The organism is Streptomyces sp. NPDC006743 (assembly GCF_040703815.1).
Taxonomy (GTDB): Bacteria; Actinomycetota; Actinomycetes; order Streptomycetales; family Streptomycetaceae; genus Streptomyces.
Genome location: NZ_JBEYJA010000020.1, coordinates 74,617 through 99,097 on the forward strand (window position 1 = coordinate 74,617; position 24,481 = coordinate 99,097).

Below are 24,481 nucleotides of genomic sequence, written 5' to 3' on the forward strand. Positions count from 1 at the left end.
GACGAGGTGTGTCGTGCAAAGTGCCGGGCGCCGCCGACGGACGGTGCTCAGCGGCGCCGGGGCACGATGGGCGGCAGCGCGGTCGTGCCGGTGCGTCCGGCGGCGGCCCCCGGGACGCGCCCGGCCAGTTCGACGACGGTCGGGTCGGCCATCAGGTCCGGCAGTTCGATCCGGACGCCGAAGCGCTGCTCGATCCGGCTCTGCAACCGGGCCAGCAGCAGGGAGTCGCCGCCGAGTTCCATGAAGTGGTCGTCGGCTCCGACCCGGTCCACCTGCAGCAGCTCCGCGAACAGGCGGGCCATCTCGGTCTGCGCTCCGGGCGCGGGTGCCCGCCAGGCGCGCGACGGACGTCCCCGGGACCAGTCGGCCGGGGGCAGCCTGCGGCGGTCGATCTTGTGGGACGTGTTCAGCGGGAACTCGTCCAGTTGCACGTACGCCACCGGGACCATCCAGTCCGGCAGCCGTTCCACCGCGTGGTCGCGCAGCTCCAGCGGCGCGATCTCACGGGCCGCGACGAAGCAGGCGACGAGGCGGCGCTGGTCGCCGTCCCAGGTCGCCACCACGGCGACCTGGTCGACGTCCGGGTGCTGTCCCAGCGCCCACTCGACATCCCCGAGCTCCACCCGGTGGCCGCGTATCTTCACGATGTTGTCGATCCGGCCGTGGTGCTCCAGGATCCCGTCGGGCCGGAACCTGCCCGCGTCGCCCGAGCGGTAGATGCGGCTGCCCGCGGCGCCGAACGGGTTGGGCCGGAACCGGTCCGCGGTCTGTGCGGGATCGCCCAGGTACCCGAGGCTGAGGCAGTCCGAGTCGATCCACACCTCACCGATCCCGTCGGCGACCGGGGTCAGACCGTCGTCCTCCAGCAGGTGGACGGTGACCCCGGCGATCGGCCGGCCGACGGGCGGGGCACTGGCGCGGTCGGCGTCGGTGGCCGTGGCGGGAGTGCACCTGTGGGACCAGGGATGGCACGAGTTGGCTATCTGGAAGGCTTCCAGGCTGCCGTAGGAGACGGCGACCTCGAACGGCAGGTCCGCGGGCCCCCACCGGTTCAGCCGGTCACCGCCCAGGGTGAGCAGCCGCAGCGCGCACTCGCGCGGCCAGGGCAGATTCTGCAGGACCTCGCCGACCGGGGTGATCACGAAACTCTGGGTGATCCGCTCGGCGAGCAGCCAGTCCCGCAGGGCGGGCGGCGACGCGATCACCTCGTGGTCGCCGATCACGAGCTGGGCACCCTGCCAGAGCAGACCGCCGACCTCGTGCAGCGCGATCCCGGCGCCGGCCGCGCCGAGCCAGGAACCCCGGTCGGCGGCGGTGGTGGCGTTCACCGCGGCGCTGCGGGCGGCGCTGAGCGCCAGCCAGGAGTGCTGGGCCAGCACGATCTTGGCCTCACCGGAGGAACCGGAGGTGAACATCGCGTACGCGAGGTCCTCGCGCCGCGGTTGTGCACGTGGGGGGAGCCCGCCGGCGGGTGGCTCCTCGGGGAGCGGAGCGCTCGCGTCGAGGGTGACCACGGGAAGCCCGGCGGGAAGCGGGGGCAGGGGGTTGCCCGTACCACGGCCGGGAACCGCGGTCACGACGGCCGCGGGGCGCGCGGCGGCGACCGCCCGGTCGAACCGTTCGGCGGGTACGGCCGGGTCCAGCGGCATGCACACACCGCCCGTCTTCAGACAGCCGAGCATCCCGACCACCCACTCGACGGAGCGGCCCAGGTACATGGCGACCATGTCGCCGTGTCCGACTCCCAGCCCGGCCAGCTCGAAGGCCAGTCGGTCGGCACGCCGGTTCAGGTCCCGGTAGGTCAGTTCTCGTTCGCCGTGCCGGACCGCGGGGGCGTCGGGGGTGTCGCGGGCGAACCGCTCGATACGGGAGACCACGGTGGTGGCCGGCCCGGTCCCGGGTACGGCCGGAGCGTCCTGCTGGCTGATCATGGGGTCCTCTCCGAAGGGGGATGAGCCGTGCAGGGCGGTCCGGCCGTACGGGGCGGTCGTCCGGTCGCCGGACCGTCGGTCAGCCGACGACCAGTCGCATGTCCTCCGGTACGTCGTCGGTCAGCCGGGTCACCGAACCGGCCAGGATCCAGAGCACGGCACACAGTGCGAGCGCGGAGGCCAGGTAGAAGGCCGCGCTGTTGCCGGCCGTCACGGCGACGGCACTGCCCAGCAGCGGGCCGACGGCGTTGGCGCCCCAGACGAGCGGCAGGGAGACGCCGCCGACCCGGCCCATCGCCTGCGGCGGCGTGGCCTTCTGGATGAGGGTCATGACCCCGACGTTCCCCACGGGTGTGGTGAACGACGAGATGCCCTGGGAGACGATCAGCACGGCCACCGCGAAGCCGGTCCCGCCGGCCTGGGACACGGGCAGCAGCGCGAACGCCACCACCAGCATCGAGTGGGTCATCAGCAGGGTGCGGCCGATGCCCAGCCGTTCGTTGATCCGACGGGACAGGATCGCGCCGACCACGACCGGGGCGCCACCGACACCGAGGGTCAGCCCGACCTGCGCGGCACTCAGTCCCAGGTCGTCGTACCCGAACACGATGATCATGGCGAGGACCATGGAGACGGCGGTGTTGCCGAAGGTGGCCATCAGCGTCAGATACCGCAGCAGTCTGTTGCCGAAGGTCATGGTGATTCCACCCCGCAGGTCGGCCAGCGTGGCGCTCAGACCGCGCGCGGCGGTCTGCTGCTTCTCGGGCTCACGGAACCGTACGAAGCCCAGCGCGACGGCCGCCAGCAGGTAGGAGACGGCGTCGACGGTGATCGCCCGCGCGGCGCCGAGTGCGCTGACCAGCGCGCCGCCACCGCTGCGTCCGAAGATCAGGGCGACCGAACGGCTCAGCTGCGTCTTGGCGTTGCCGTCCACCAGGTCCTCGCGCGCCAGGAGTTGCGGAAGGTAGGCCTGGTAGGCGAGTTGGAAGACGACGTCGAAGACGCCCTTGACGAGCGCGGCCACGTACAGGTGGGCCAGTGTCAGGTGGCCCAGCGCCCAGGCCAGCGGCAGTGAACCGAGGACGACGAAGCGGACCGCGTTGGACAGCTGCATCAGCATCCGCCGGTTCAGGCGGTCGGTGAACACCCCCATCAGCGGGGCGAGTACGACGAACGGGACCCATTGCGCGGCGATCAGCATGCCGACCCCGAACGCGCCCTCGCCGAAGGTGATGACGGCGAGCAGCGGCAGCGCGACCACGCTGATCTCGCTGCCGAGCAGGCTGATCGACTCACCGCCCCAGACCAGAGCGAAGTCGCGGTTGCGGAACAGGACGGAGCGCGGCTTCGTGCTCGTGCCACCCGCGGGGGGAGACGTGTCGCCGGACGGTTCCGGCGGCGATGTGGGCGAGACCTCTCCCCCGGCACTTTCTGACGCTGCCGGAGTGGTCCCCGTCCCGGATGACGAGTTGGTCGAGGTCATGCCCTGTGGCTCCTCATTGCAGGAATTCGGTGCGAGACGCCGTGTCCGGTCGGGTGCTGGCAGATGAACTCCCTCAACGCACACCACAATCGACGACGGCGTCACATGCGGCCAGGCTGAACCGTACATTCAGTCTGCATCGGGCATCCAGTCCTTCCGCAGAGTCGGCACGTACGAGGAGATCACCCGGCCGGATCGGATGGGGAAGTGGCTTGAAGGCAACCCTCCGCCCCGCGCGGGCCACTGGGCAAGTGTCTGTGCGTCACGATATCGTATGTCCATGAGAGACTACGAAGACTACATGCCCCTAGCGGTCATCCAGGAGCACTTCTGGTCCTCGGACGGATCGGCGGCGGAACAGGCCCCGCTGACCGAGTGCGTGGCGCTGGCGGTGCGGGGCCCACTGGACGCGGCCGCCCTCAGCACGGCGGTCGGCGCCCTGCTGTCCCGGCACGAGATCCTGCGCAGCGCGGTACGGCTGCACGACGGGCAGCCGAGCCAAGTGGTCCTCCCCGTGCCCGAGCGGCTGCCGTTGACGATCCTCACCCTCCCCTCCCCGGACCGGGACACCGACGCCCGTCAGGTCCGGGACCGGGAACTGTCCCGGTTCGCCGCGACAGGCATCGACCCCGCCGCCGGGTGCGGGATCGCGTTCCTGCTGCTGCGCGACAGCGACCCGACGGGCGAGGACACCCTGGCCCTGGCCGTGCACCACATCTTCGCGGACGCCACCGCGGTCCGGCTCCTGCTGTCGGAGCTGGCCGCCGACTACGACGCCGCCCTCGCCGGGGCGCCCTCACCCGTACCCGAACCCGAACTCCAGTACGGCGACTTCACCCAGTGGGAACACACCTCGCTGCTCCCGGCCGTCCAGGAACCCGACACCGCGTGGTGGCGGGAGAACCTGCGTGACGCGCCCACCGCCCTGGACGTCCGACCGGACCGGCCGCGCCGCCGTGTCCGCCGAGGGACCGGGCGGCGCGTCGGCCTCGTCCTGCGAGGAGTCGAGGGACCCACCGTGCGGAACACCGCACGGACCCTGCACGCCTCGCCCTACGCCCTGTGCCTGGCGGGCTGGGCGGCCCTGATCACCCGCTCCACCGGGGACACGGACCTGATCCTCGGCGTACTCGCGGCCAACCGGACCGTTCCCCAGCTGGAGCCGCTGGTCGGGCAGTTCGCCAACACCGTCCCGCTGCGCCTGGACCTCGGCGGCGCACCGGACCTCGCCGGCACGGTGGCCCGCTGCTCGGCCGCGGTGGCCGCGGCCGTCGAGCACGGCAGGCTGCCGTTCAACCGGATCGTGCGGGCCGCGGCCGCCCCGCGCCCGACCGACCGGCCCCCGCTGATCCAGCACATGTTCATGCCGCGCGTGGACGCCGTCGGCGAACTGAGCCTGGCAGGACAGCCGGTACGGACCCTGGAGGTCGAACGCGACCGCGGCCGGTTCGACACCGTCGCCGAGATCGACGTCACCGACGACCAGGTCCGGCTGTGGCTCGAGTACGACAGCGACCTCTACACCCCGGACGGGATACAGGCTCTGGTGGACGACTACGCGGGGGTGCTGCGGCAGTGGCTGGCCCGGCCCGCGCTGCGCCTTCCGGAACTGGAACTGAGCGCACCGGAGCCGGCCGGCCTCGCCTGCGACGACCAGGAGCCGGCGCAGGGGAACCCGACGGAGGAACTCCGGGTGGACGTGCCCGGCGGCAGATCCGTCACGTTCCTGCTCGACCGCTCACGCGGCCCCGGGCACCGGCCCGTCCTGACCGGGCTGCGCGGGGCCCGGGAGGAGGACCTGGAGCTGCGGCCCGGGGGATCCGTGCACCACCCCACGGACCTGCTGCTCGCCGGGGTCCCCACCGGCCTCACGGCCCGGCGCGATCCACGGGGCCGGCTGGAGATCGTGGTGGAGACACCCGCCCCGCAGACGGACGCCCGTCCCGGCACGGGAACGGGCACGGGCCCGGACCGGCTCCTCGCCCTCGTCACGGAGATCTGGGCGCAGGCACTCGAGGTGCCCGGACTCGGCCCGGACGACGACTTCTTCACCTGCGGCGGGCACTCACTGCTGGCCACCGCGCTGGTGAGCGATATGCAGGAGACACTCGGCGTCAAGGTACGGGTCCGCGCGCTGTTCGAGAATCCGACCCCGGCAGAGCTGACCGCCCACCTGCGGGAGAGCGAACCCGAACTGGACGGCATGCTCGAACTCCTCGCCGCGCTGCCGGAGACCACGCCGGCGAAGAGCACCGACGCGCCCGAGCAGCACGACACCCACCTCGCCGGCGCGCGGACGGCGGGAGAGACCGCGCGGACGGCGGGAGAAACCGCGCAGAGCGTGGACATACCGCTGCTGTCCGGCCAGCGACAGCTGTGGCTCGCCCAGCAGGCCGACCCGGACGCCCTCACCCACACCATCCCGCTGATCCTGGACCTGACCGGGCCGCTGCACCCCGAGGCGTTCGCCGCGGCGCTGAACGACGTGGTCGCGCACCAGCCGGGCCTGCGCGCCACGTTCGTCGAGGTCGACGGCCTGCCGGTGCAGCGGATCAGGCCCCACACCCCGATCGACGTCCCCGTGATCGACCTGACCGGCCACGACGACGCCGCCCGGGAAACCGAACTGCGGCGCCTGGAACAGGAGATCGCCTACACCGGATTCGACCTCACCCGCGGCCCGCTGCTGCGGGCCCGGATCATCCGGCTGGGGCCGGACCGCGGCCAGGTCCAGCTCCTGTTCCACCACCTCGTCACCGACGAGGTGTCCCAGACCCTGCTGATGCAGGAGCTGAGCACCGCCTACCGGGCCCGGACCGCCGGACGCGCTCCGGTCCTGCCGCCGCACGAGACCGACCTCGCCACCCTGGCCAAGGACGAGCGGGACTCCCTCGCCGGCGCGGAGGGCGAACGCCTGCGCCGGTTCTGGGTCCGTGAGCTGACCGGAGCGGCCCCGCTGCGCCTGCCCACCGACCGCCCGCGCGGTGACCGGACCGGCTTCCGCGGCGAGTTCCTCGAACGGCCGGCCTCCGCCGACGCGGCCACGACGGTGCGCGAGCTGGCCGGCGTCTGCCGCACGACCCCGTTCACCGTGTTCTGCGCCGCCGTCGCGATCGTCCTGAGACGGCTGAGCGGCCAGAGCGACATCGTCATCGGAATCCCCACCGCGAACCGCACCCAGCGAGGAGCCGACCGGCTGATCGGCTGCTTCCTCAACGTCGTCCCGGTCCGGCTCGACCTGTCGGGCAACCCCCGGTTCGACGAACTGGTCCAGCGGGTGAGCGAGGCCGTCCTGCGCTCCTACGAACACCAGCAGCTGCCCTTCGCCGAGATCGTCCAGGCGGTCCAGCCCCGGCGAGAGCCCGGTACCCACCCCGTCTACCAGGTCACCTGCGAACTGCAGCTGGAGTCCTGGATGCCCGCCCGGTTGGCGGACCTGGACTGCGACTACCGCTTCGTCTCCCACGGCACGGCCCGCTACGACATGGCCTTCCACGGGCTGCTGCGCCCCTGCGGACTGTCGGCGATGGTGGAGCTCAACACCGATCTGTGGGACCGGGCGACCGGATACCGGCGGATCGACCAGGTGCTGGAGCTGCTCGCCGTGGCGGCGCGCGGCCCGCGGACCCCGATCGACGACCTGGCCGTGACGGAGCGGGAGCCGCGGGCTCTCAGCCGGTGACGGCCGCGCCGAACGCGGGACCCGCCATGCCCGCGGCGAGCGTGGTCCCGTCGGCCGGGTCGATCAGCAGGAAGGAACCGGTGCGCCGCGAGTCGGCGTAGGCGTCCACGGCGAGCGGCTCGGCGGTACGGATCCGGACCCGGCCGATGTCGTTGGCGACCAGCCGCCCGGGCTCCGGGTGCGCGGTGATCCCGTCCAGGACCAGCCGGGACGGGATCTCCGCGACGACGGCCCTGACGGTACGGGTGGTGTGTTTGAGCAGCACCCGTTGCCCGACCGCGAGCGGCGCGTCCGCGACGTGGCAGACCGTCGCCTCGACGTCCCGGCGGGCGGCCGGGCCGTACCCCGACGGCACCAGGAGGTCACCGCGCGCGACGTCGATGTCGTCCTCCAGCAGGAGCGTCACCGACTGCGGCGCCCGCGCCTCGCCGACCGGTTCGCCCAGCACGTCGATACCGCTGATGCGCGAGGTGGCGCCGGACGGCAGGACCGTGACCTCCTCGCCGACGCGGAACGAACCCGCGGCGATCTGGCCGGCGTAGCCGCGGTAGTCCGGGTGCTCGGCGGTCTGCGGCCTGATCACGTACTGGACGGGGAGGCGGGCGTGGCAGCCGGCGAGGTCGTGGCTGACCGGGACCGTCTCCAGGTGCTCCAGGACGGTGGGACCGCCGTACCAGTCCATGTTCGCCGACGGCTCCACGACGTTGTCGCCGACGAGCGCGGAGACGGGGATCGCGGTGACCTCCGGGACGCCCAGCCGCGTCGCGTACGCGGTGAACTCCTCGGCGATCCGGGCGAACACCCGCGCCTCGTAGCCCGCCAGGTCCATCTTGTTGACGGCGAGGACGAGGTGCGGCACGCGCAGCAGGGCGGCGATGGCGGCGTGCCTGCGGGTCTGCTCGACGACGCCGTTGCGGGCGTCGACCAGGATCACCGTCAGCTCGGCGGTGGAGGCGCCGGTGACCATGTTCCGCGTGTACTGCACATGGCCGGGCGTGTCGGCCAGGATGAACCGGCGGCGCGCGGTGGCGAAGTAGCGGTAGGCGACGTCGATGGTGATGCCCTGCTCGCGCTCGGCGCGCAGGCCGTCGGTGAGCAGCGCCAGGTCGGGGCCGTCCTGGCCGCGGCGGTGGGAGGCGCGCTCGACGGCCTCCCACTGGTCGGCGAGGACCGACTTCGAGTCGTACAGAAGACGGCCGACGAGGGTGGACTTGCCGTCGTCGACCGACCCGGCCGTCGCGAGACGCAGCAGGGCGGTGGCCGACGGACCGGCCGGCCGGCCGGTGGATCCACTCATCAGAAGTACCCCTCACGCTTGCGGTCCTCCATCGCGGCCTCGGACAGCCGGTCGTCGGCCCGGGTGGCGCCCCGCTCGGTGAGCCGGGACGTGGCGATCTCGGCGACCACCTGGTCCAGCGTCACCGCGTCGGAGTCGACGGCGCCGGTGCAGGACATGTCGCCGACCGTGCGGTAGCGGATCAGCCGCGTCTCGACGCGCTCGCCGTCCTTGGGGCCGCCCCACTCGCCGGCGGTCAGCCACATGCCGTTGCGGTGGAACACCGGGCGCTCGTGGGCGTAGTAGATCTCGGGGAGTTCGATGTTCTCGCGGGCGATGTACTGCCACACGTCCAGCTCGGTCCAGTTGGACAGCGGGAAGACGCGGACGTGCTCGCCGGGCGCGTGCCGGCCGTTGTACAGGTTCCACAGTTCCGGGCGCTGGCGGCGCGGGTCCCACTGGGAGAACTCGTCGCGGAGGCTGAACACCCGCTCCTTGGCGCGGGCCTTCTCCTCGTCGCGGCGCCCGCCGCCGAGGACCGCGTCGAACCGCTCGCTCTGGATCTTCTCGGTGAGCGGCAGCGTCTGCAGCGGGTTGCGGGTGCCGTCCGGGCGCTCCCTGAGCACCCCGCGGTCGATGTAGTCCTGCACGGACACGACGTGCAGCCGCAGCCCGTGGCGGGCCACCGCGCGGTCGCGGTAGGCGAGGACCTCGGGGAAGTTGTGCCCGGTGTCGACGTGCAGCAGCGCGAAGGGGATGGGCGCGGGCGCGAACGCCTTCAGCGCCAGGTGCAGCATGACGATCGAGTCCTTGCCCCCGGAGAAGAGGATCACCGGCTTCTCGAACTCGCCCGCCACCTCCCGGAAGATGTGCACCGCCTCGGACTCCAGCGCGTCCAGATGGCTGATCCCGTGGCGCGAGAGCGGTGTCGTCGCCGTCATGCCACGAACCGCTTCCGCACGAGCAGATCCATGAGCAGGGAGGCCGACGCGTCGGGCGACTGCCGGTCCGCCGGGATGACGAGATCGGGCTTCTCGGGCGCCTGGTAGGGGTCGTCGACCCCGGTGAGGCCGGTGAGTTCGCCGGCCCGCTGCCGGGCGTACAGGCCCTTGACGTCCCGTTGCGCGCAGACCTCCACGGGCGTGGCCACATGGACTTCGAGGAAGGCGGTTCCGCTCGCGGTGTGCCGCTGCCGGACGGCGTCGCGGCTGTCGGTGTACGGCGCGACCACCGGCACGAGGACGATCACGCCGTTGCGGGCGAGGACCTCGGCCATCAGACCGATGCGCTGCAGATTCTCGTGCCGGTCCGCCCGGCCGAATCCGAGCCCTGCCGACAGGGTCTTCCGCATGACGTCACCGTCCAGGACCTCCACGCGGTGTCCCGCGTCGCGTAGTCGCCCGGCGAGCAGGGACGCGACCGTCGTCTTGCCCGCACTCGGCAGACCCGTCAGCAGGACGGTCACGCCGCAGTCACATGATTCAGGCCCGATCACCATGGTCGATCCGAACCGCCTTCCAGATGCAGTGGGAACTTACGACAAAAGCTGAAATACTCGATACATGACGACAACTGACAAGCTGCACAGCAGCCTTGGGCCCTACGTCGAGCACCTGGGCCTGCGGTTCGAGCGGATCGACCCGGACCAGGCGGTGGCGTACTGGTCGGTGCGCGCCGACCTGCTGCAGCCTCACGGGATACTGCACGGCGGGGTGCACTGCGCTGTGGTCGAGTCCGTGGCCAGCGCGGCCGCGGACCGCTGGCTGGGCGACCGGGGGACCGTGGTCGGGGTCAGCAACAGCACGGACTTCTTCGCTCCCGCGACCGTGGCCGACGGCCGTCTCACCTCGACGGCCCTGCCGGTCCACCGCGGCGCCACCCAACAGGTCTGGTCGGTGGAGACGGTGGACGCGGCGGGCCGGCTCGTCGCCCGTGGACAGGTCCGGCTGCAGAACCTGCGCTGACTGCGGCATCACGTACGGACCGGAAGGGAGACGGCCTCGACGCCGCCGGCACAAGTGGGCGGCGCACGGGGCGCCCCGCCGCGTCGCCGGACGGTCCTCACAGCTTGGCTGCGAGGACCGTCCGGCGCCCTGCGGTCGCACGCACCGGACGCCGCCCGCTGACCGGAACCCGGTTCCTTTCGCAGCTCTCAGCCCTGCCAGCTGTGCGGCGCCCGGAACCGCGGAACGCGGAGCGGGCGCCGCCGGCCGGCGGGGGAGTGGCCCCGGGAGGGGACCCCCCCGGCCTGCTGCCGGGCCGCCGCGCAGACCAGCAACAGGGCCGCGAGAGCGGCGAGTTCCTCGGGCTCCGCGTGTCCCCTCTCGACCCGGAGCAACCAGACGGGACCGCTTCGCCGGGACAGGGCTCAGCCCTGTTCCGGAGCGGCGGTGAGCACGCCTTCGCCCCGGGCCGCGCGGGGGCGGCTCCACCGCTTCATGACGGGCCGCTCCACCAGCGTGTACAGCAGCCACGCCAGCACCAGGCTGCTGACGATGGTCAGACCGGCCAGACCGAGGATCCCCGGCCATGTCGAGGGCTCCGGCCGAGCCCCCCAGGCGGGGGAGCTGCGGCCGATCCAGCCGTAGGCCACCACCAGCCAGTGCACCAGGTAGAGGGCGAAGGAGATCTCGCCCAGGAACACCAGGGGCCTGCTGCCGAGCCAGGTCCGGCCGCTGCGCGCCTCGATGTCGGCGCCGGCGACGGCCGCGACCAGGAAGGCGAGCGGCAGCGACGTGAGCGCCACGAACCCGAGCTCGTCGGGCATGCTCCCCTCGGCGACGAGCGGAATCAGGGGGAACACGAGGGCCACGGCGAACGGCAGCCGGATCCAGCGCCGGTTGACGACGATCAGCGCCGTCACGATGCCCAGCACGAACTCCAGCATCCGCACCGGCGGGAAGAACGTCATGAACCACATGGAGAGCCAGTTCTGGCCGGTGCCCGGGTGGACGCCCCCGGACGTCGGCATCCAGGAAGCCACCAGCGGCACCGCCCAGATCGCGGCGTAGACCACCGCGAACGCCACCCACAGGCGGGCGGGCGGGATCTTCCGCAGCAGCTTCAGGAGCCACGGGAACGCGAGGTAGAAGAGCACCTCGCAGGCGAGCGACCAGGTCGGAGTGTTCGACCACAGGTTGTACTGGAGCTTCATGTCCGGGATCCAGGAATGCACCAGGAGCAGCGTCGTGCTCGCGTCACGTCCCGACAGGGCGTGACCCGCGCCCGCCGCGAGCACAAGGGCGGCGATCATCGTGACCAGATGGTTCGGATAGATCTTGAAGAAGCGGCGCCTCCAGAACCGCCCCACGGAGTCCTCGTCCCGGGCGACCCAGGTCAGCACGAACCCGCTCAGGATGAAGAAGAACGACACCCCGAAGGCACCGCACTCGTACAGGACCCTGATCGCGAACGTCTGGTCCGGAGCCACCCGCGGCAGCAGGTTGGTCCCGACGTGCGAGATCACCACCAGGAACGCGGCGAAGAACCGCAGCCCGGTGAGGGAGGGAAGCCTGTGGACCCGGTGTCCGGGCGTGGCGACGGACAGCTGTGGTGCCGGCGCCGGTCTCTGGATGGTCATGGGGCCTCCCTGCGGGACGGGTCGAGTTCGAGGGCCAGCTCGCGCACCACGGTGGAGCGGTAGAAGTTCCGCACGGGGATGCGCAGGCCCCGTTCCCGCTCGATCAGGTCGATCACTTCCATGGCGGCCAGCGAGGTTCCGCCGAGCACGAAGAAGTCGTCGTCGGGGGCCGCGTCCTGTTCCAGACGAAGGACGCGCCGGAACACGCTCTGCACGTAACGGATGCGGTCCTCGTCGTGGACCAGCCCTGGGCTCGCCATCGTCATCCCCTCATGGTTGGGCCGGCGGCAGTGTGCTGCGCCGGTGATTCGGCTCGTGCTGCGCGCAGGTGACGGGCCGCGTCCGCCACCGCGCCGGTGCTCACGCCGAGCTGCTCCAGCGCGGCCCGCTGGCCGGCGACGCGCACGCCGGGACGGCCTCGTACGGCCACCCGGCGTACCGGGAGGGCCAGTTCGGCGGCGACCACCTCGGTGACCGCGTCGCCCAGTCCGCCCTGGGGCCGGTGCTCCTCCACCGTCACCACTCCGGCGCGGCCCCGGCATGCGGCCAGCAGGCCCTCGTGGTCCAGCGGGTGCAGGGTGTGCAGGTCCAGGACCTGTGCCTCGGTGCCGTCGGCGGCCAGTTCCGCGGCGGCCTCCAGCGCGAGGAGCAGGGGCAGCGGCCCCGCCGCCACCAGCGTGACGTCGCCGCCCTCGCGCAGGACCCGGGCGCGGCCCAGCCGGAAGGCGGGAGCCGGCCCCGGTGGCACGGGGGTGGCCGAGCGGCCCAGCCGCAGGTACCCGGGCCCGGGCACCTCGTGCAACTGGCGGGTGGCGGCGCCGATCTGGCGTGCGTCACCGGGTACGACGACGGTCAGGTCGGACAGGGCGCGGGTCACCGCGAGGTCCTCCAGCGCGAAGTGGCTGGTGCCGAAGTGGGCGGCGGAGAGACCGCCGTGGGTGGCCACCACCCGTACCGGCAGCCGGTTTCCCACGACGTCCAGCTTGAGGAACTCGCCCGCGCGCATCGTGGCGAAGGCGGCCATCGTGTGCACGTAGGGAAGGAATCCGCGGCGGGCCAGTCCGGCGGCCACCGTCATCAGGTTCGCCTCCGCGATCCCGACATTGACGTACCGGTCCGGGAAGCGCTCGCCGAAGGTGTTCTCCAGGCCGCCGGTGTCGGAGTCGAGGCAGACCACGCGGCTGTCGGCAGCGGCCAGTTCCAGCAACGCCTCGCGGTAGGCGGCCCGGGGGTCCGGGCCGAGGACCGGCTGCGGGGCCTGCTCGGCGGGGTGCGCCGTCGTCACGCCGTACCTCCCTGCGCGGGGTGGCCGAGCGCGGCCAGGGCCCGGCGGACCAGGGCCGGTTTGAGCTTGGCGTAGTGACCGGCCACGCGGGCCTCGAGGAACGGCACCCCGCGGCCCTTCACGGTGCGCGCGAGCACCGCGACCGGACCGCCCGGGGACGGCTGCAGGGCCTCGTGCAGCGCGGCCAGGTCGTGTCCGTCGACGGTGCGGGTCTCCCAGCCGAATGCCGCGAACTTGGCGTCCAGCGGTTCGAGTCCGACGCAGTCCTCGGTACCGCCCGTGATCTGCAGCCCGTTGCGGTCCACCACCGCGACCAGCCCGGGCGGCCTGCGGTGACCGGCGAGCAGGGCGGCCTCCCAGACGCTGCCCTCCTGCAGTTCCCCGTCGCCGAGCAGGGTGTACACGCGTCCGTCGCCGCCGTGCAGCTGCTCGGCGATGGCCAGTCCCACCGACAGGCCGAGTCCGTGTCCCAGGGAACCGGTGGCGAACTCGACCCCGGGCAGGTCGTGCGAGGGGTGACCGAACAGCCGGCTGCCCGGCGCGGTGTAGCTGTCGAGCTCGTCCGCCGGGAGCCTGCCGAGCTGGACCAGCGTGCTGTACAGCGCGGGGGCGGCGTGCCCCTTGCTGAGCACGAACGAGTCGCCCGGGCGAAGGAGTTGGGTGTGCAGGACGGCCAGTACGTCCGCGCACGAGAGGCTGCCGCCGACGTGCGCGCCCTCGGGCCCGCCCGCCATGCGGATCACGTCCTGGCGGATCCGCCGGGCCATGTCCGCCGGGGCGATCGGCTGCGGTGGCGGCGCGGGGGCGGGTGGCTGCGGTGGGCCGGTGAGGGGTACGGCCATCGTGCGGATTCCCTTCGGACGGGCGTGGGTCCGGGGCGTGGACCAGGACGTGGGGCGGAGGAACCGGCGGGGGAGCGGCGGGTGGCTCACCCCTGGCGCAGCGCCTCACGCCAGCCGGGAGCGGCGCGGGAGGCGGCCATCCGGCGGACGAGGTCGAGGTGCTCCCAGACCTTCTCGAACGCGTCGGCGTACGACTGCAGCAGGGGTCCGGCGGCCGGGTCGAGGTGCCGGCGCTGCAGGCACAGCGATCCGTCGACGACGGCGACGGTCACCGGAAGGAGGGCGTCCACCCGGTCGGCGGCGTCCGCCGCGGAGACCCCGGGGGGACGGAAGGCGGGCTGCGCCGCGAGCGGAGCGACCTGGTACCGGGACACGGGCACACCCTCCGCCCGCAGGATCCGGTGCAGGGCGGCGCGCAGGGCGCAGCGGTGCGCGGGCCCGAGGCCGAACGCCTCCGGGTCCGGCATCAGCCGCAGGATGTGCCAGGCGTGGGTGCGTCCGGCCGGGACCTGTGGCACCCGCAGTCCGGGCAGCTGGGCCAGCCGGTCCAGGAATCGGCGGATCCCCGGCTCGCGGCGGCGGGCGTAGTCGTCGAAACGGGCCAGCTGGGAGCGGGTGAACGCGGCTGCCATCGGTGTGATCCGGGCGTTGAGCGCGGCCCGGTGGGCGATGTAGCTGCGGGCCCCGGTGGGCTCCAGTTCGCCGAAGTTGCGCAGCCGTACCAGCTGTTCGTGCAGGCTGTCGTCGTCGGTGGTGATCAGGCCTCCCTCACCGCAGCTCGGCAGGTTCTTGTGGGGATGCAGGCTGAAGCAGCCGGCCTTGCCGAGGGCGCCGGCCCGGCGCCCGTCGAGCTGTGCGCCGTGTGCCTGGGCCGCGTCCTCCACGACGGGGATGCCCCGCCGTCCCGCCAGTTCGTCCAGCGCCCGCATGTCGGCGGGCAGTCCGTGCAGATGCACCGGCAGGAGCGCGGCGGTCCGCGGTCCGCAGACCGCCGCGGCGGACCGCGGGTCGAGTGTGTACGTGTCGGGTTCCACATCGGCGAACACGGGTGTGGCGCCTGCCGCGCACACGGCGTGGGCCGTCGCGTTCATGGTCAGTGCCGGGACGATCACCTCGTCGCCCGGCCCGATCCCGCAGCCGCGCAGGGCCAGATGCAGTGCGGCGGTGCCGGAGGCGACGGCGACGCAGTGCCGGGTCCCGGTGGCCTGCGCCCAGGCCCGTTCCAGGCCGCCGACCTCGCGTTCTCCGGGGGAGGCGGCGTTCAGCGGGCCCTCGCGCAGCACCCGCAGCACGGCCCGTTCGTCGGCAGCGGTGACGAGGGGCCAGGTGCCGCCCGCGCTGTCCCTCGGTACGGCCCGGTCTCCGCCGAGCAGGGCCAGGCGGGACGTGGCGTGGGCGAGCTCGGGCATGGACGGGCACCTCCGGTCGTACGGCTGCGAGTTCCCCACCGTGCAGAGTCTGCGTACTCGGCGCCCCATTCTTGCCGCATCCTGGAGAGACTGTCGACAGTCTGAATCAACTGATCTTTGGGGGTGTGCCCTTGTGGAGTCTGTGTTAGCTTCTGCAGTGTTCTTGGAGACGCTCATCACACAATCTACAGGAGGCAACACATGACTACGGCGCTGAGCGTGCCGTGTCCCGAGTGCGCCGGGACGCTGGAGGTACGCCCTGATGTGCTCGCCGCCGAGATCGTGGTCTGCGGACAGTGTTCGAGCGAGCTCGAGGTCGTGGCGACCGGGCCCGTGGTGCTGGCCCTCGCTCCCGAGGTCGAAGAGGACTGGGGCGAGTAGCCGTGAAGGTGAGCGTCGTCGGCGCGGCCGGATACACCGGAGGTGAACTGCTGCGGCTGGTGCATGCCCACCCCAAGCTGGAACTGGGACAGGCCCTCTCGCGGCGGCATGCGGGCCGGCCGGTGGCGGAGGTGCACCCCAACCTGCATCATCTCGCCCTGACCTTCCGCTCCCCCGAGGAGCTGGAGCCGGTGGACGCGGCGTTCCTGGCCCTGCCCTCCGGCGCCTCCGCCGAGGTGGAGACGGCGGTGGCGGGCCGGGCCGCCACCATCGTGGACCTGAGCCCCGATTTCCGGGGCGGCCGGCCCTCGGCGGACGGCACCCCCTACCGGACCGGCCTGCCCGAGCTGTTCGCCGAGGAACTCGTCGGCGCCACCCGGATCAGCGTGCCCGGCTGCATGGCCACCGCGGCCGTCCTGGCCCTGGCTCCGGTCCAGCGCGGCGGTCTGGTGGCCGGTGACGTGGTGGTGGACGCCCGGGCCGGGTCATCGGGCTCCGGGGCGGAGCCGAGCCCCGCCTCGCACCACGCGGAGCGCGGCAACGCCTTCCGGGTCTACAGGCCCGCGGGCCACCGGCACGAGAAGGAGATCGCCGCACTGGCCGGGGTGCGGGCCCGTATGACGGTGACCGCCGTCCCCACGGTGCGCGGCGCGCAGGTGCTCTGCCATGTCACACCCCCGCGGCCGGTCACCCGCCGCGAGGTGCTGCAAGTGCTGCAACGCGCCTACCGCGACCACCCGTTCGTCCGGATCGTGGCCCGCGGGCGCGGGGTGCACCGGATGCCCGATCCGCAGTTCCTCGGCGGCACCAATTTCGTCGACATCGGTTGTGCCGTGGACGAGGACGGCGGCCGCATCGTCCTGGTCGCCGCGCTGGACAACCTCGTGAAGGGGGCCGCGGGGGGCGGGGTGCAGAGCCTGAACGTGGCGGCCGGGATGCCCCAGGACGCCGGACTGGAATTCCCCGGACTGCACCCCGCCTGACGCCGGCCCGTGAACACGGGCCGTCCGAACGGCGCGAGGGGAACAGCGGCACGAGACGAGGGGAGGTGAGCGGGGAACGTGACGCAGGATCTGAGGGAGCACGAACCGAACCCGCTGATCGGCGAGTTCGCCGGCGCCGGGCCGATCGTGGTCAAGATCGGCGGCGGGAGCGACCCGGAGCCCGTACTGGACGAGGTGGCCGAGCTGGCGCTCGCCGGCCGGCCGACGGTGCTCGTCCACGGCGGCGGAGCGGTCGCCGACCGGCTGTCGGAACAACTCGGCGTGGAGCGCGGGATGATCAGGTCCCCGGACGGCACGCACAGCCGCCGCACGGACGAGGCCATGCTCGACGTCATCACCCTCGCCCTGCTCGGCCGGGTGAAACCGCGTCTGATCAGCGGCTTACGGGCACGCGGCGCACGGTCGGTGGGCCTGAGCGGCGCGGACGGCGCCCTGCTGACCGCCACCCGCAGACCGGCCCTGCGCTCCGTGCAGGACGGCCGGACCGTACTGATCCGGGACGACCGGTCCGGCCGCATCGAGCACGTCGACCCCGTGCCGGTCCGCGCGGTGCTGGACCGGGGGCACGTCCCCGTGGTCTCCCCGCCGGCCAGCGACGCCGCCGGCAACCTGCTCAACGTGGACGCCGACGAGGCCGCGGCCCGGCTGGCGACCGCCCTGGACGCGTCGGCCCTGGTCCTGCTCACCGATGTGGGCGGCGTCCTGGCCGACCTCGGCGACCCCGCCACCCGGATCGCGCGCGTGGGCCCGCACCACCTGGAAGGCGACCTCGTCCGAGGACGGATGCGGCACAAGGTGCGCGCCGGACTGAGGGCCAGCAGGACCGTGCGCCAGGTGGCCATCGGCGCGGCACATCTGCACCGGCCGATCCTCCAGGCCCTGTCCGGTACCGGCAGCAGGCTGTGCGACGAAGGGGAGGGACACGGAGATGGCTGACCATCAGCGCACCGCCGACCGTACCCGCCCCGCGGCGGGCGACGAGGACTACCCGGCCTGGCTCCTGCGGGCCGCGCTCGGCATCCCCTCGGTCTCCGGCCGGGAACTGCCCGTCGCCCGCTTCCTCGCCGACCGGATGGCCGAGCTGGGCCTCGACTCGTACGTCGACGAGGTCGGCAACGTGCACGGCCTGACCGGCCCGCGCACCGGTCCCACCGTCATGCTGCTCGGACACATCGACACCGTCCCCGGACAGATACCGGTGGTCCAGGTCGGCGATCTGCTCTACGGCCGCGGCGCGGTCGACGCCAAGGGCTCCATGGTCACCATGATCTGTGCCGCGGCCCGCACCGAGGGAGTGCGCGTGCACGTGATCGGCGCGGTCGGCGAGGAGGTCGCCGGATCCCGCGGCGCCCACCACGTGCTGGCCACGGTGCCGCCCCCGGCGGCGCTGGTGATCGGTGAACCGAGCGGCTGGGACGGCGTCTGCCTGGGCTACAAGGGACGTATCGGCATCGGCTACGAGATCAGCCGGCCTCCCCTGCACACCAGCAGCCCGGAGCCGACCGCCGTGGAGCGCGCCGCCCGCTTCGCCCACGACATCCAGGAGTACCTGCGGGGACTCACGCCCGGACAGGACGACCCGATCGCCTTCGGCGTCGCCGCCGCCACGCTCGTGCGCCTGCACGGAGATCTGGCCGAGGCCGAGGCCTTCCTGAGCTGCCGGGTGCCGCCGGGGTTCGACTTCGCCGCGCTGGAACGCTTCGCCCGCAGCAGACCGCACAGCCGGATCCTGGTGGACGAACGGGTCCCCGGCGTGACCCGGCCGCGCACCGACCCCGTGGTGAGCCAGCTGCGCGCCGCGATAGCCGCCCAGGGGGCCCGGCCGACGCTCAAACGCAAGGCCGGCACCTCGGACATGAACACCCTCGCCCCCTGGGGCGTCCCCATGGCCGCCTACGGGCCGGGCGACGCCCACCTGGACCACACCACCGACGAACACATCCCGCTCGGCGACCTGTACCGCGCGATCGACGTCCTGGCCCTCGCGCTGCCCCGGCTCGCGAGCCGCCTCGCGGCGCCGCCGCGGACCACCGGCGCGCCCGAGCTGCTGGAGGCATGATGATGCTCGACGGCGACGTCGCCATGATCACCGGTGCCGCTCGCGCGCTGGGCCGGTCGCACGCGCTGGCCTTCGCCCGCGAAGGCGCGGACCTGATCCTCCTCGACCGCTGCGCCCCCGACGACGGTCCCTACCCGATGGCGGGCCGGCGCGACCTGGAGGAGACCGCGGAAGCCTGCCGCAGGCTCGGCAGCCGCGTCCTGACCGGAGTCGCCGACGTACGCCACCAGGCGGAGGTGGACAAGGTGGTGGACGCCGGGCTCGACGCGTTCGGCCGGATCGACGTCCTGCTCAACAACGCGGGCGTCCTCGGTCCCGGCGGCGTGCGGGTGCACGAACTCACCGAAGAACAGTGGCAGCTGGCCTTGGACGTCAACCTGAGCGGTACGTGGCGCACCTGCCGCGCGGTGCTGCCGCACATGGTCGAGCGGGGCGGCGGACGGATCGTCAACACCGCCTCCACCGGCGGGCGCGTCGCCTTCGAGCGGTACGCCAACTACGTCGCCTCCAAGCACGGCGTGATCGGACTGACCAAGTCCATCGCGCTGGAGTACGGACGCCACGGCATACGCGCCAACGCGGTCTGTCCCACCACCGTGGCCGACGACGCGGCCCTCGGCACCCGCAGCACCCGCGCGGTGGCCGCGTCGATGGGCGCCGAACTGCCCGACTACGAGCGCACGTCCGCGGCGCTGCATCCGATCGGCCGGCTGGTCACCGCCGCGGAGGTGTCGGCCGCCTGCCTCTGGCTGGCCGGTGACCGGTCCGGCGGTGTCACCGGCACCGAACTCCTGGTGGACGGCGGCTTCACCGCCCACTGAGCCGCCCGCACCACGTCCACGCGAACGACCGGCCGCACCGCGGACCGCCGACCCGACAAGGAGTCCTCCGCCATGGATCTGCCCACCGAGCAGCCACGCTCCCTGCCGGACACGCCGGTGGCCGCCGCGGTGCCGCCCGATCTCGCCGCACTGCGCTCGCGGCTGGCCGGACTCAGCCCGGACAAGCGCCGGCTGGTGGAGCGACTGCTGGCCCGTCAGGGCGCCGGCCTCGGCATCACGCGCCGCGCCGGCGGTGCGCCGGAGGCCCCCTGCTCCTTCGAGCAGGAGCGGCTGTGGTTCATGTACGAGCTGCTGACCCGGCGCGAGATCTTCCACGTCCCGGTCGCCCTGCGCCTGCGAGGCGAACTGGACCCCGACGCGCTGGAGCGGGCACTGCAGCAGCTCGGCCGGCGGCACGAGGCACTGCGCACCGTGTTCCGGCAGCGCGACGGCCGCCCCTACCAGGTCGTACGGGAACGGCTCGGACTCCCGCTGGAGCGGGTCGACTGCCGCACCGCACCGGATCCCGCCCTCGCCGCCCGGCAGCAGGCCTCCGCACTGGTCGCCGAGGACTTCGACCTCGAAGAAGGACCCCTGGTGCGCTGCACGCTGTACCGGACCGGGGAACACGAACACCTGCTGGCCGTGGTGCAGCACCACATCGTCTCCGACAACTGGTCGCTGGGCATCCTGCTCGACGACCTCGGCAGGCTGTACGCCCGCGAACTCGGGGCACCGGCAAAACTGCCCCCGCTCGACCTGCACTACCCCGACTTCGCCGCCTGGCAGCGGGCCACGGTCGACAGCACCACGATGCGGCGCACCCTCGACCACTGGCGCGACCGCCTGGACGGCGCCCCGGACAGTCTCGACCTGCCCACCGACCGCTCCCGGCCCGCGGTCCGCGGCAGCCAGGGACGGTTCCACCACGTACGGTTCGACGCCGAACTGGTCGCCGGGCTGCGCGAAGCGGCCCGGCGGCACGACACCACCCTCCTGGGCGCGTTCCTCGCCGGGTACATCGCCCTGCTCTCCCGTCTGGTGCGGTCGGACTCGCTGGTGGTCGGTGTACCGGTGGCCGGGCGGCCGCGGGCGGAGATGCAGCGGATGATCGGGTACTTCCTGAACTGGCTGCCGATCCATGTCCAGGTCGGTGACCGGCCGGACCTGAACACCCTGATACGCCGCACCGGCACCGCCCTGAGCGAGGCGATGACCCATCAGGAGGTGCCCTTCGACATGCTGGTGCGCGAGCTCCAGCCCTCGCGGCGCCCCGGGGAGACACCGGTCTTCCAGACCTCCTTCTCGCTGCGGGACGGCGCCCCCACCCCGCCGGCCATGCCGGGCGTCGACGTCACCTTCGCCGAACTCGACGGCGGAGCCACCCACTACGACCTGATGGCCGAACTGTGGTGCGAGGGCGACGAGGTCGTGGGGTACCTGCCCTACGACGACGAACTGCTGGACGCGCAGACGGTGGCCCGCTGGGCCGGCTGGCTGGAGACGCTGCTGCGCGCCGGGCTGGCCGCACCGGACACCCCGGTGGCGGACCTGGAGATGCTCGCGCCCGGCGAGTCCGTGGTGATCCCGGCGCGCACGCCGGTCACTGCGGAGGGCGACGCCGCCTCGCCGGCACCGACCCTGCACGGTGCGTTCGCCGCGCAGGCGGCCCGGCGGCCCGACGCCCCCGCCGTCTCCGACGAGCGGGACCGGCTCACCTACGCGGAACTGTCCGCACGGGCCGACCGGATCGCCACCGCCCTGCAAGAGCGGGGAGAGGGACCCGGCAGCATCGTCGGCCTCGTCCTCGACCGCACCGTGGACCTGCCCGCCGCCGTTCTCGGCGTGCTTCGCGCAGGCGCCGCCTACCTGCCCGTCGACCCGGAGAACCCCGCCGGACGCACCGCCGACCAGTTCACCGAGTGCCGGGTCCGGACCGTGCTGACCACCCCGGCCACCGCGTCGGCACCCGCGCTGGAGGCCCTGGACGGCGGGCCGCACGTCATCGTGGTGGACTGGCAGGACCCCGTGTGGCGGGAGCAGGCCCCCGGCCCGGCTCCCGTGGAGGTACCCGCGGACGCGCCCGCCTACGTCATCTACACCTCGGGATCCACCGGCCGCCCCAAGGGCGTGCTCGTCACGCACCGCAACGTGCTGCGGCTGTTCGCCGCCTGCGGCGGGCACCTGAGTACGGGGCCGGACGACGTGTGGACCCTGTTCCACTCCTACGCCTTCGACTTCTCCGTCTGGGAGATCTGGGGCGCGCTGCTGCACGGGGGCCGGCTGGTGATCGTCCCGCAGTGGGCGACCCGCGCCCCCGACGTCTTCGCCGAGCTCGTACGGGACGAGCGGGTCACCGTGCTGAGCCAGACGCCGTCCGCGTTCGGCCAGGTGAGCGAGACCCTGCTGAAGCACCCCGACCCGGCGGCGCTGCGGTACGTGGTGTTCGGCGGCGAGGCACTCGACCCCACCGCGCTGCGCCCCTGGACGCGTGTGTACGGCGACCGGCGGCCGGAACTGATCAACATGTACGGGATCACCGAGACCACCGTGCACGTCACCGCGCGGCCGGTGCGCGAGAAGGACCTCACCGGGACGGCGTCCCCGATCGGACCTCCGCTCGCCGACCTGTCCCTGTACCTGCTGGACGATTCACTGCGTCCGGTCGGCACCGGCGTCCCCGGGGAGATCTTCGTCGGAGGGGACGGGGTGAGCCTGGGCTACGTCGCCAACCCGGGGCTGACCGCGGCGCGCATGCTCCCCGACCCGTTCGCCGGACGACCCGGAGCCCGCATGTACCGCAGCGGCGACCTGGCGGTCCGCCGCGGCGACGGAGAGCTCGTCTACCTGGGCCGCGCCGACGACCAGGTGAAGATCCGCGGGCACCGGATCGAGCCGGGTGAGGTCCGGGCGGCCCTGGACGCCCTGGACGCCGTCGCCCGTGCCGCCGTCGTGGTGGAACGCGACCGGGTGGGCGCCGCCGCCCTTGCGGCCTACGTCGTACCGGCCGAGGGGAACGCCGGCGTCAGCGGCACCGCGATCCGCCGCACCCTGCTGCGCTCCCTGCCGGAATGGATGGTGCCCGCCTCGGTCACCGTCCTCGACGAGCTGCCCCTGACCCGCAACGGCAAGCTGGACCGCCGGGCCCTGGCCGACCGCAAGGAGCACGCGGAGCCGGCCGGACCGCGCGGCGAGGCGCCACGCAGCGACACCGCGCGGCAACTGGCCGGGATCTGGCAGGAGCTGCTCGGCGTTCCCGCGGTGGGCGGCGAGGACAGCTTCTTCGAACTCGGCGGACACTCCCTGATGGTGATGCACCTCGTCGCCCGGATACGCACGGCCTTCGGCGTCGACATGCCGGTGGAGACCCTCTTCCGCCGCCCTCAACTGCAGCCGCTGGCCGACGAGGTGGACGCGGCACGCGCCGCGGTGCAGAGGGCCGCGGCGCCGGAGCCGGGACAGGACGCGGCGGCCGAACTCGTCGACGTGCGCGCCGACCTGGCTGCCCGGACCGCCGGGATCCCCCGCCCGGGGGCCCGGCCGGACGCGGACCGCGACACCGTCCTGCTCACCGGCGCCACCGGCTTCGTCGGCCGGTTCGTGCTCGCCGAACTCCTCGCCGCGGGCGCCCGGGTGATCTGCCTGCTCCGCGGGGGGAGCGCCCGCCGGGAGCAGCTGGTGGCGGGGATGACGGACCTCGGGCTGTGGCAGGCGGAGCACGCCGCACGGCTGGAACTGGTCGACGGCGACATCGCCGCGCCCGGCCTCGGCCTCGCCGGAGCGGACCGCGACCGCCTGGCCGAGCGGGCGGGCCGCATCATCCACACCGCGGCCTGGGTCAACCATGTCTACCCGTACGAGCAACTGGCCGCGGCGAACACGCACTGCATGGCAGGCCTGCTGGAACTCGCGGCCCGCGGCCGCCGCTCGGCGCTCACCCTGGTGTCCACCAGCTCGGTGGCCGACTCCGCCGCGTACCCGCCCGGCTCGACCGTGCCGCCGGGCCCGCTGAAGGCACTGCCGTCCGCCGCGAACGGATACGTGCGTTCCAAGGCGATGGCCGAGCAGTACCTCCACCTGGCGGCCGAACTGGACGTACCCGCCGCGGTGATCAGGATCCCCAGCGTCTTCGGTGATCAGCGGCGCTACCAGATCAACCCCGCCGACGCCGTGTGGAGCTGGTGCCGGGCGATGATCGAGACCAGCGGCTACCCCGAGAGCTTCGCGCAGCCGGGCAACGAACTGTTCCAGGCGCTGCCCGCCGACGCCGTGGCCCGGGCGGTGCTGCTGGCCGACCGCGATCACACCGGGCCGGGCACCCGCTACCTGGACGCCGTCCCGGCGGCCGCCGGCACGACGCGGGACCTGCTGGCCGCGCTGCGCGCCGCCGGTCATGAACTGAGCCCCTGCCCGGACCACGCGTGGTACACCGCCGTGGGCGACCTGGACCCCGGCCGGGTCTGGGTGGCGGGCATCGCGGGGCAGGCCGCCGCCCGGCTGGCCGCGGATCCGTCCGCCACGGCCCCCCGCACCCTGCGCCGCTTCACCGCCCCCGTGGACCCCGGTGAGCTGGACGAGCTGTTGCGCACCCGGGCCCTGTACTCCTCGGCCCAGCTGGCCGGGTACATCCGGACGCTCGACGCGTCCTTCCCGGCCGCCGGGAACGACCGGGAGGAAGTCCGGCCCCCGCGCGGCTGATCCGCAGGACCGCACATCACCGCATGACCG

Annotated in this window: 19 protein-coding genes; 8 read left to right on the top strand and 11 right to left on the bottom strand. The window is 73.2% G+C overall.

The window, feature by feature from the left end:
• Positions 1-47 precede the first annotated feature (47 nt).
• Both ABZ719_RS18635 and ABZ719_RS18640 read right to left on the bottom strand, forming a co-directional pair.
• On the bottom strand, positions 48-1,931 hold the full coding sequence (locus ABZ719_RS18635) for a non-ribosomal peptide synthetase (protein WP_366726261.1): 1,884 nt from the start codon (positions 1,929-1,931) through the stop codon (positions 48-50).
• Between the two features lie 79 nt (positions 1,932-2,010).
• Positions 2,011-3,414 (bottom strand): MFS transporter, encoded by a 1,404-nt coding sequence (locus ABZ719_RS18640; RefSeq protein ID WP_366726262.1) that lies wholly within the window; start codon positions 3,412-3,414, stop codon positions 2,011-2,013.
• A 280-nt stretch (positions 3,415-3,694) separates the two neighbouring features.
• Between ABZ719_RS18640 and ABZ719_RS18645 the strand changes: the two genes are divergently transcribed.
• Entirely contained in the window at positions 3,695-7,096 is a 3,402-nt protein-coding gene (locus tag ABZ719_RS18645; RefSeq protein WP_366726263.1) for a condensation domain-containing protein, read from the top strand.
• On the opposite strand, the gene ABZ719_RS18650 is transcribed toward ABZ719_RS18645, so the two are convergent.
• Genes ABZ719_RS18650 through cysC form a run of 3 tightly spaced genes read right to left on the bottom strand, consistent with a single transcriptional unit; the run spans position 7,086 to position 9,870 of the window.
• Positions 7,086-8,393 carry a GTP-binding protein gene (locus tag ABZ719_RS18650; RefSeq protein ID WP_366726264.1) on the bottom strand — a complete coding sequence of 436 codons (1,308 nt, stop codon included), beginning with the start codon at positions 8,391-8,393 and terminating at the stop codon, positions 7,086-7,088. The two genes, ABZ719_RS18645 and ABZ719_RS18650, sit on opposite strands and share 11 nt — an antisense overlap.
• Complete coding sequence (cysD, locus tag ABZ719_RS18655; RefSeq protein ID WP_366726265.1) at positions 8,393-9,313, bottom strand: sulfate adenylyltransferase subunit CysD; 921 nt, start codon at positions 9,311-9,313, stop codon at positions 8,393-8,395. The genes ABZ719_RS18650 and cysD overlap by 1 nt, the downstream gene beginning before the upstream one ends.
• Positions 9,310-9,870 (bottom strand): adenylyl-sulfate kinase, encoded by a 561-nt coding sequence (cysC, locus tag ABZ719_RS18660; RefSeq protein WP_366726266.1) that lies wholly within the window; start codon positions 9,868-9,870, stop codon positions 9,310-9,312. Before cysC ends, cysD begins: the two co-directional genes overlap by 4 nt.
• A gap of 64 nt (positions 9,871-9,934) precedes the next feature.
• On the opposite strand from cysC, the gene ABZ719_RS18665 reads away from it, so the two are divergent.
• Entirely contained in the window at positions 9,935-10,336 is a 402-nt protein-coding gene (locus ABZ719_RS18665) for a PaaI family thioesterase (protein WP_366726267.1), read from the top strand.
• Between the two features lie 188 nt (positions 10,337-10,524).
• Here the strand turns inward: ABZ719_RS18665 and ABZ719_RS18670 are convergent, their stop codons facing one another.
• From ABZ719_RS18670 to ABZ719_RS18695, 6 genes are all read right to left on the bottom strand, one after another.
• The gene (locus ABZ719_RS18670) at positions 10,525-10,737 is read right to left on the bottom strand and encodes an acyl-CoA carboxylase epsilon subunit (RefSeq protein WP_366726310.1); all 213 of its coding nucleotides are present in this window, start codon (positions 10,735-10,737) and stop codon (positions 10,525-10,527) included.
• Positions 10,738-10,740: 3 nt separating this feature from the next.
• Positions 10,741-11,952, bottom strand: a complete 1,212-nt coding sequence (locus tag ABZ719_RS18675; RefSeq protein ID WP_366726268.1) for an acyltransferase — start codon at positions 11,950-11,952, stop codon at positions 10,741-10,743.
• Positions 11,949-12,218, bottom strand: a complete 270-nt coding sequence (locus ABZ719_RS18680; RefSeq protein ID WP_366726269.1) for an acyl carrier protein — start codon at positions 12,216-12,218, stop codon at positions 11,949-11,951. The genes ABZ719_RS18675 and ABZ719_RS18680 overlap by 4 nt, the downstream gene beginning before the upstream one ends.
• Positions 12,215-13,237, bottom strand: coding sequence for a transketolase C-terminal domain-containing protein (locus tag ABZ719_RS18685; protein WP_366726270.1), 1,023 nt, complete (start codon positions 13,235-13,237; stop codon positions 12,215-12,217). Before ABZ719_RS18685 ends, ABZ719_RS18680 begins: the two co-directional genes overlap by 4 nt.
• Positions 13,234-14,079, bottom strand: coding sequence for a transketolase (locus tag ABZ719_RS18690; protein WP_366726271.1), 846 nt, complete (start codon positions 14,077-14,079; stop codon positions 13,234-13,236). The genes ABZ719_RS18685 and ABZ719_RS18690 overlap by 4 nt, the downstream gene beginning before the upstream one ends.
• An 86-nt stretch (positions 14,080-14,165) precedes the next feature.
• Positions 14,166-15,488, bottom strand: a complete 1,323-nt coding sequence (locus tag ABZ719_RS18695; RefSeq protein WP_366726272.1) for a DegT/DnrJ/EryC1/StrS family aminotransferase — start codon at positions 15,486-15,488, stop codon at positions 14,166-14,168.
• Positions 15,489-15,689: 201 nt separating this feature from the next.
• Here ABZ719_RS18695 and ABZ719_RS18700 point away from each other — a divergent pair, with 201 nt between their 5' ends.
• The 6 genes from ABZ719_RS18700 to ABZ719_RS18725 all read left to right on the top strand — a co-directional run bounded on the left by ABZ719_RS18700 (position 15,690) and on the right by ABZ719_RS18725 (position 24,451).
• The gene (locus ABZ719_RS18700; RefSeq protein ID WP_037853601.1) at positions 15,690-15,869 is read left to right on the top strand and encodes a hypothetical protein; all 180 of its coding nucleotides are present in this window, start codon (positions 15,690-15,692) and stop codon (positions 15,867-15,869) included.
• Positions 15,870-15,871: 2 nt separating this feature from the next.
• Positions 15,872-16,852, top strand: coding sequence for an N-acetyl-gamma-glutamyl-phosphate reductase (gene argC, locus ABZ719_RS18705; RefSeq protein ID WP_366726273.1), 981 nt, complete (start codon positions 15,872-15,874; stop codon positions 16,850-16,852).
• A gap of 78 nt (positions 16,853-16,930) precedes the next feature.
• Complete coding sequence (argB, locus tag ABZ719_RS18710; RefSeq protein ID WP_366726274.1) at positions 16,931-17,809, top strand: acetylglutamate kinase; 879 nt, start codon at positions 16,931-16,933, stop codon at positions 17,807-17,809.
• On the top strand, positions 17,802-18,932 hold the full coding sequence (locus ABZ719_RS18715; RefSeq protein WP_366726275.1) for a M20/M25/M40 family metallo-hydrolase: 1,131 nt from the start codon (positions 17,802-17,804) through the stop codon (positions 18,930-18,932). Before argB ends, ABZ719_RS18715 begins: the two co-directional genes overlap by 8 nt.
• Entirely contained in the window at positions 18,929-19,753 is an 825-nt protein-coding gene (locus ABZ719_RS18720; RefSeq protein ID WP_366726276.1) for an SDR family oxidoreductase, read from the top strand. Before ABZ719_RS18715 ends, ABZ719_RS18720 begins: the two co-directional genes overlap by 4 nt.
• A 72-nt stretch (positions 19,754-19,825) precedes the next feature.
• Positions 19,826-24,451: an amino acid adenylation domain-containing protein gene (locus tag ABZ719_RS18725; protein ID WP_366726277.1), complete on the top strand. Its 4,626-nt coding sequence runs from the start codon at positions 19,826-19,828 to the stop codon at positions 24,449-24,451.
• Positions 24,452-24,481: the final 30 nt, after the last annotated feature.

What these genes read in the sequence shown, in the direction of transcription:
- ABZ719_RS18650 (WP_366726264.1), bottom strand. Translation starts at nt 8,393, where the DNA reads ATGAGTGGATCCACCGGCCGGCCGGCCGGTCCGTCGGCCACCGCCCTG.
- ABZ719_RS18690 (WP_366726271.1), bottom strand. Translation starts at nt 14,079, where the DNA reads ATGGCCGTACCCCTCACCGGCCCACCGCAGCCACCCGCCCCCGCGCCG.
- ABZ719_RS18720 (WP_366726276.1), top strand. Translation starts at nt 18,929, where the DNA reads ATGATGATGCTCGACGGCGACGTCGCCATGATCACCGGTGCCGCTCGC.
- ABZ719_RS18645 (WP_366726263.1), top strand. Translation starts at nt 3,695, where the DNA reads ATGAGAGACTACGAAGACTACATGCCCCTAGCGGTCATCCAGGAGCAC.
- cysD (WP_366726265.1), bottom strand. Translation starts at nt 9,313, where the DNA reads ATGACGGCGACGACACCGCTCTCGCGCCACGGGATCAGCCATCTGGAC.
- ABZ719_RS18725 (WP_366726277.1), top strand. Translation starts at nt 19,826, where the DNA reads ATGGATCTGCCCACCGAGCAGCCACGCTCCCTGCCGGACACGCCGGTG.
- cysC (WP_366726266.1), bottom strand. Translation starts at nt 9,870, where the DNA reads ATGGTGATCGGGCCTGAATCATGTGACTGCGGCGTGACCGTCCTGCTG.
- ABZ719_RS18675 (WP_366726268.1), bottom strand. Translation starts at nt 11,952, where the DNA reads ATGACCATCCAGAGACCGGCGCCGGCACCACAGCTGTCCGTCGCCACG.
- ABZ719_RS18715 (WP_366726275.1), top strand. Translation starts at nt 17,802, where the DNA reads ATGGCTGACCATCAGCGCACCGCCGACCGTACCCGCCCCGCGGCGGGC.
- ABZ719_RS18700 (WP_037853601.1), top strand. Translation starts at nt 15,690, where the DNA reads ATGACTACGGCGCTGAGCGTGCCGTGTCCCGAGTGCGCCGGGACGCTG.
- ABZ719_RS18635 (WP_366726261.1), bottom strand. Translation starts at nt 1,931, where the DNA reads ATGATCAGCCAGCAGGACGCTCCGGCCGTACCCGGGACCGGGCCGGCC.
- ABZ719_RS18695 (WP_366726272.1), bottom strand. Translation starts at nt 15,488, where the DNA reads ATGCCCGAGCTCGCCCACGCCACGTCCCGCCTGGCCCTGCTCGGCGGA.
- ABZ719_RS18640 (WP_366726262.1), bottom strand. Translation starts at nt 3,414, where the DNA reads ATGACCTCGACCAACTCGTCATCCGGGACGGGGACCACTCCGGCAGCG.
- ABZ719_RS18665 (WP_366726267.1), top strand. Translation starts at nt 9,935, where the DNA reads ATGACGACAACTGACAAGCTGCACAGCAGCCTTGGGCCCTACGTCGAG.
- ABZ719_RS18680 (WP_366726269.1), bottom strand. Translation starts at nt 12,218, where the DNA reads ATGACGATGGCGAGCCCAGGGCTGGTCCACGACGAGGACCGCATCCGT.